Raw genomic sequence first — 6,104 nt, forward strand, 5'->3', positions numbered from 1 at the left:
CCCGGCCGAAGGGCGTGCGATCGTGGCCTTTCCGCACGCCGACCACTTAGTCTGCCGTGCGCCGACGGCTCCCCCGCCTGGCCCGTGGTTGGCCCGTTCCGATCACAAAAGACGTGGTCAGATGGTTCCAGCCACACGAGGTGCAGACCTCCACCACGTAGACGTTCAGTTCGCTGAAGCGCTGTTCCAGCGCCGACAGCTCCCTGGTGGCCCGGACCCGCCCGGAGTTCACGCCAAGCTCATCACCGTAGGTGTACGTGACGTTGATCAAGGGTTCGTTGCGGCAGATCGGACAGCGCCGGGTGGTCGCCTCGCCATGATATCTAGCCGCCCGGATCAGGTATGGGTGAGCGTCACAGACGTCCGTCGTCGACATCCTGCCCGCATGCAGGTCAGCGAGTGTCGCTCGCCGGGCGAGCGCATAGTCGATAACCGACCGTGGACGCATGGCAAAGACGGTACGCCGGATGCGGCAACCCGGCAGACGGTCCGGACAGATGCGCCCCGAGCGCCGGAGAACCCTCCGAACACGGTGTGCCACGGCCCATCGAGACACGATCCGACCATCTCGCCGTTCCGCACCAGACATCCGTTGTTGCCTTGGATTCTCCGAAGTGGCATCCTCGATGTATCGAAGCGATATGTCTGACCGCTAGATCACCATAACGAGATCACCATAACGAGATCAAAATCGCCAGATCATGACCATCGGTTCAGGCACTCGCTGGATCAGACAACCGCCAGGTCGGTTACGGTGGAGGGAGCGGCAATGCTGGAGTTAGCCGTCCTCGCGCTGCTCTCGGAGAGTCCGATGCACGGCTACGAGCTGCGGAAACGGCTGAACACCGTGCTGGGTACCTTCCACCGTTTCAGCTACGGGTCCCTCTATCCATGTCTGCGCAAGCTCGCGGCCGAGAGCTACGTCACCGCCGACGACTCCACTGCCGCGGGTCGCCTCGGCGGCCGCAGCCGCGTTGTCTACACTCTCACGGCCGAGGGCAAGGAACGCCTCGCCACCCTGCTCGGCGAGGGCGGACCGTCCTCCTGGGAGGACGAGATGTTCGGCGTCCGGTTCGCCTTCTTCGGCAAGACCGACGCGGCTGTCCGGCTGCGCATCCTCGAAGGTCGGCGGGGGCGGTTGGAGGAACGGCGCGAGAAGGTCCGGTCCGCCCTGACCAGGACCCGCGAGCGGTTCGACTCCTACACCCTCGAGCTGCAGCGCCACGGCCTCGAGTCCGTCGAGCGCGAGGTCCGCTGGCTGACCGAACTGATCGAGACCGAACGGGCCGAGACCGGGCGGACGCAACCACCACCCACCGCCGTGTCCGCGGGGCTGCCACCAGACCTGCCCGCAGCTCCACAATCAATCGGGCCTCCAGGTGCGCAGGAGGAGCCATGATCGCGCACCGGCCGGCCACTGTGCCGACGCCACCAGGCCGGGAGGACAACGGCGACGAGGTCGCGCCCACCGGGTGATCCGGCGTCACCGCAGAGCCCGCAGCCTCGCCTCACTCACCAGCGTCCACAACCAACACCGCTTCACACACAGCCAAAGGGAGCAGACCGTCATGGGTTCGGTACGTGTCGCTATTGTCGGTGTGGGCAACTGCGCCGCATCCCTCGTCCAGGGGATCGAGTACTACCGCGACGCTGAGCCGTCGGCGCAGGTACCGGGCCTGATGCACACCCTGCTCGGCCAGTACCACGTTCGAGACCTGGAGTTTGTCGCGGCGTTCGACGTCGACGCGAAGAAGGTCGGACGCGATCTGTCCGAGGCGATCGTCGCCAGCGAGAACAACACCATCAAGATTGCCGATGTGCCGCCGCTGGGCGTCACCGTCGCCCGCGGCCACACTCTGGACGGCCTTGGTCGCTATTACCGCGAGACGATCGCCGAATCCGATGAGGAACCCGTGGATGTGGTGGCCACGCTGCGTGAAACCCGCGTCGATGTCCTTGTCTGCTACCTGCCCGTCGGCTCCGAGAACGCGGCGACGTTCTATGCCCAGGCCGCGATCGACGCGGGCGTCGCCTTCGTCAACTGCCTTCCGGTCTTCATCGCGGGCCGCGCCCAATGGGCGGAGAAGTTCCGCGCGGCCGGTGTGCCGATCATCGGTGACGACATCAAGTCGCAGGTGGGCGCGACGATCACCCATCGCGTCCTGGCAAAGCTGTTCGAAGACAGGGGCGTTGTCCTGGACCGCACGATGCAGCTCAACGTCGGCGGCAACATGGACTTCAAGAACATGCTCGAGCGGGACAGGCTGGAGTCCAAGAAGATTTCCAAGACGCAGGCGGTGACGTCCCAGCTCTCCCACGACATGGGCCGGGAGAACATCCACATCGGCCCGTCCGACTACGTCTCCTGGCTGGACGATCGCAAGTGGGCCTATGTCCGCCTCGAAGGACGCGCGTTCGGAGATGTACCGCTGAACCTGGAGTACAAGCTCGAGGTCTGGGACTCGCCGAACAGTGCCGGTGTGGTCATCGACGCGGTCCGCTGCGCCAAGATCGCTCTTGACCGAGGTCTCGGGGGGCCGCTGCTCGCCGCATCCTCATACTTCATGAAGTCGCCGCCGGAGCAGTACCGCGACAACATCGCACGTGACAAGCTGGAGGCGTTCATCCGCGGCGAGGGCGAGTAAGAGCGCCCGCGCGAGGCGTCCCGGGCGCGCAAAGCGCCCCAGGATGTACGAGAGTGGTCCGGCCACCCGGAGGGGGCGGCCGGACCACTCTCGTCGTCGCTCACCTGACCGCGGTCCGACCGCGGTCAGGTGCCTCAGGCGTCAGGTCGCCGTCCTGGTGGGAACCGTTGTCATCGGGCTCGGCTGCGCTGCGGCGCTCGACAGCCGGCGGACCTTCACTCCCCCGAAGCCGTCCAGATCGGACGGGTCAGACGGGTCAGACGTCCGTCGGCTCAGGTACAGCAGCGCGCACACGATGTATCCGACTCCGGCGACCAGCACCATGGCCGCCGACCTGCCGGTGGCCGGCAGGGTGATCGCCGCGAGCGCGGCAGCGGCCACGTAGGCGACGTTGAACAGCAGATCGTAGAGGGCGAAGGCGCGCCCCCGGTAGGCATCGTCGATCTGTTCCTGCACGATCGTGTCGACACAAATCTTGCTGGCCTGGGCGGCGAACCCGATCGGTACCGACGCGACGATCAACAGCACCGAGCTGAACGGCAGGCACAGGGAGATCTCGATGATCCCCGCGCCGAGCAGCACGAAGATGATCCACATCTGCTTACTGATCCGGCGGGTCACCCGCGGCGTCACGAAGGCGGCCGTGACCGTTCCCAACCCGCCGGCGCCCACCAGCAGGGCAAGGCCCGCCAGACCTCCGGCGGCGCCCGTGAAGTAGTTACGGTAGAGCAGGATCGCCATGACCGACGTCAGACCATACGACGCCCGGGAACCGGTCAGCGCGGCCAAGGCGTACCGGGCCTGCGCCCGCCGCCACAGGTGACCCGCGCCGTCCGCCAGTTCCAGGACCACCTGCCCGACCTCGCCGAGAACGCCCTGCCCGGGCGTCGCGTGCATGGGGCCGAACTCACCCCGACCCGCGCGGGCGGCGGTCCCCGCGGCAAACAGGTAGACGACCCCGGCGAGCGCGGCCACAAAGGCGACACCCGCGTCGTCCCCACCGATCAACCCCCGCAGACCGCTGCCGATACCGGCGCCGATGAGGGTCGCGAGTGTCCCGGCAGTGGTCGACACGGCGTTCGCCGTGACGAGCCGCCCCGCGGGAACGACCATCGGCAGGCCCGCGGACAGCGCGGCGAGCACAAACCGGTTGACGCTCACCACGGCCAGCGCGGCAGCATAGAAGTCGGCACCGGTATGGCCGGCGGCGATCAGCACGACGAGGATGCCGAGCAGCACCGCTCGGGCCAGCGCGCAGACCACCAGCACCCGCTGCCGCGACACCCGGTCGAGCAGGATCCCGGCGAACGGTCCGATCACACTGAAGGGCAGCACCACGATCGCCAGCGATGTCGCCAGCGCCGCGGCGGATGTCGCCCGTTCCGGCGAGAACAGCACATAGCTGACCAGGCTCGCCTGGAAGACCCCATCCGCCGTCTGGGAGGTCAGTCGGGAGCTGAAAAGCCGCCGGAATCCGGTCAGCTCGAACAGTTGTCGCAGATCTCCGGCCCGCGCCACACCATGAGCCTACGGACCCACCCGGTCATGCGTCCGAGCCGTGCCCCCGCCTACTCCATCTGAGCCTCATATGTGACACAACGTCACCGTGGACGTCGGTTCGGCAGGTCAGTTCGGCAGGAGGGTGAAGGCTTCAACGTGCTTCGGCCGGACGACGCCGAAGTGACGGCGGTCCAGCGTGGCGATCTCCGTGACGCCCAACCGCTCAGCGAGCGCGATGACCGACGCGTCCGCCCCACCGAGCGGGAAGTCCGCATACCGATCAACGAGATCCGCCATACGATCAAGATCCGTGGTGTTGAGCTCGGTGAAAGTAAGAGCGCCCGGCAGTAGGGGCGTGGATCAAGGAACGGGGCCGGGGTGCGTAGATCGCGAGGCGGCGGAGGGAGGCACCGGAGGTGTTGGGTGCCGACCGACGACAACGACGCGAGGTGCGTGCCCCAGCCCCGCGACGCCGCGTCCCCTATTGCCGGGCGCTCTAAGAGCGCCCGCGCTGAACAATCGAAGGAATCGTGCCTCGGCCTTGCTGCCGCCGACCCGACCGATCATGTAGCACACTTCGGACACGACAGGGGACGGCACCAGCAGCGGAAATTCGGTCATCCGCAATAGAGCAGAACATGCGTGATGATTGGAATCAGAACGATCAGCTGCCGCAACAAGCGGGCCAGTGTCGACTATCACTGTCGTCCAAATTCTGCCTGCAGTATCCCGCTGGACCTCTCGGCCAGATCCGACTCGCCACTGTCGATCATTCCGATGAATGACGCCAGGCGGTCACGAGCAAGGTCGGGTTCCGGAGCCGACGAGGCAGGGACGAGCTCGAGGTGGAGACGCGCGCGGCGGCCTCGCGGGACGCCGTGACGCTCCAGCTCGGAGACGAGGTGGTCGTCAACGACGACCTCGAGGTCATAGCAGACCGGTTCTGGAGTAGCCATGCGATCAGGATAACGCAGACGAACTGCTTGTAAGCAAATTGTCCACAAGAAATGCGAGTTTTCCACAGGCTATGCCCGCCCAGCCGGCACCGCCCCTCGGCCTGAGTGCCGCGGGACGGTGCCGGGTGCTGAGTCCGGGGTTGGTGAGTCCGGGGTTGGTGACGCGGTCCGGCCACCTCCGGTGAGGAAGCAGCCTGCCTCTTCCACGGCCAGCGGCAGGTCCCCGACGGCGGCCGCGACCTGGTCTGCATGCGCGTCGGACAGGGTCGGGTAGCGGCGTTGCAGCAGCGCGATGGACTCGACGCGGTCGAACTCGCCGACATCAACCAAGTCTGCGACATGGCCGAGGGTTGGGTCGCGACTGGTGAGCAGCAGCCGGCCGCTGTCCGGGGGACGCAGGTCCGCGAGACTGGCCGGGTCGTTCACATTGTCGTAGATCAGCAGCCAGTCGGTCCGGTCACCTAACGCGCCCCACAGTAGCCGCAGCACGGTGGCCGGTGACCCGTCGATGGGCAGGGACAGGGCGGCGGCGAAGTCGATCAGCCCGGTGGTTGCCGCCGTCAGGTTGTCGGCGTTGACCCACCAGACCGCCTGGTAGTCGCCACTGTGGCGGTGGGCATTCTCCTCCATGTCGGAGCCAGACAAAAGAGTCCCGCTCTGGGACACGGCGAGCAATCTGTCCTCCATCATGAACGGAGGTGTCAACGGATGTGACAGTAACCCCGGTTTTCCGATCCGTTACTACTCGACCCCGAGGTTGGCAAACCCTTACCGGCCTCGCGCAGGTCCTGGACCCAGAGAGGGTCCGTCAGCAGGCGGTGGGGATGGTGCCTGCTGCGACCCACGGACCTTTCGCTGACCGGGCGATGGTCGTTGAGGGAACGCGGCCCGCGCCGGGCTCGGCGCAGGCGGATCGGCGCGGGCCGCGAGCTTCGCAGCGAGGGCGGTGCCGGCCAGACGATCGACGGGTTGGAGCAAGGGTTGAGCACGTTCGACCGCCTCG

General features: G+C 66.7%; 6 protein-coding genes and 1 pseudogene. 3 read left to right on the forward strand and 4 right to left on the reverse strand.

The window, feature by feature from the left end; genetic code table 11:
• Window positions 1-46: 46 nt before the first annotated feature.
• Complete coding sequence (locus tag U9978_RS13205; RefSeq protein ID WP_322761396.1) at window positions 47-448, reverse strand: DUF5318 family protein; 402 nt, start codon at window positions 446-448, stop codon at window positions 47-49.
• A 321-nt stretch (window positions 449-769) separates the two neighbouring features.
• Between U9978_RS13205 and U9978_RS13210 the strand changes: the two genes are divergently transcribed.
• Window positions 770-1,399, forward strand: coding sequence for a PadR family transcriptional regulator (locus tag U9978_RS13210; protein WP_322761397.1), 630 nt, complete (start codon window positions 770-772; stop codon window positions 1,397-1,399).
• A 169-nt stretch (window positions 1,400-1,568) separates the two neighbouring features.
• On the forward strand, window positions 1,569-2,645 hold the full coding sequence (locus tag U9978_RS13215; protein WP_322761398.1) for an inositol-3-phosphate synthase: 1,077 nt from the start codon (window positions 1,569-1,571) through the stop codon (window positions 2,643-2,645).
• Window positions 2,646-2,786: 141 nt separating this feature from the next.
• On the opposite strand, the gene U9978_RS13220 is transcribed toward U9978_RS13215, so the two are convergent.
• Both U9978_RS13220 and U9978_RS13225 read right to left on the reverse strand, forming a co-directional pair.
• On the reverse strand, window positions 2,787-4,163 hold the full coding sequence (locus tag U9978_RS13220) for an MFS transporter (protein ID WP_322761399.1): 1,377 nt from the start codon (window positions 4,161-4,163) through the stop codon (window positions 2,787-2,789).
• 108 nt (window positions 4,164-4,271) lie between these two features.
• Window positions 4,272-4,490 (reverse strand): annotated as a pseudogene (locus U9978_RS13225) (VapC toxin family PIN domain ribonuclease); the annotation flags it as partial.
• Window positions 4,491-4,990: 500 nt separating this feature from the next.
• On the opposite strand from U9978_RS13225, the gene U9978_RS13230 reads away from it, so the two are divergent.
• A complete protein-coding gene (locus tag U9978_RS13230; protein WP_322761400.1) occupies window positions 4,991-5,134 on the forward strand; it encodes a hypothetical protein in 144 nt (47 codons plus the stop codon).
• Between the two features lie 36 nt (window positions 5,135-5,170).
• On the opposite strand, the gene U9978_RS13235 is transcribed toward U9978_RS13230, so the two are convergent.
• The gene (locus U9978_RS13235) at window positions 5,171-5,776 is read right to left on the reverse strand and encodes a hypothetical protein (RefSeq protein WP_322761401.1); all 606 of its coding nucleotides are present in this window, start codon (window positions 5,774-5,776) and stop codon (window positions 5,171-5,173) included.
• Window positions 5,777-6,104: the final 328 nt, after the last annotated feature.

Source organism: Protofrankia sp. Cr2 (assembly GCF_963555885.1).
GTDB lineage: Bacteria > Actinomycetota > Actinomycetes > Frankiales > Frankiaceae > Protofrankia.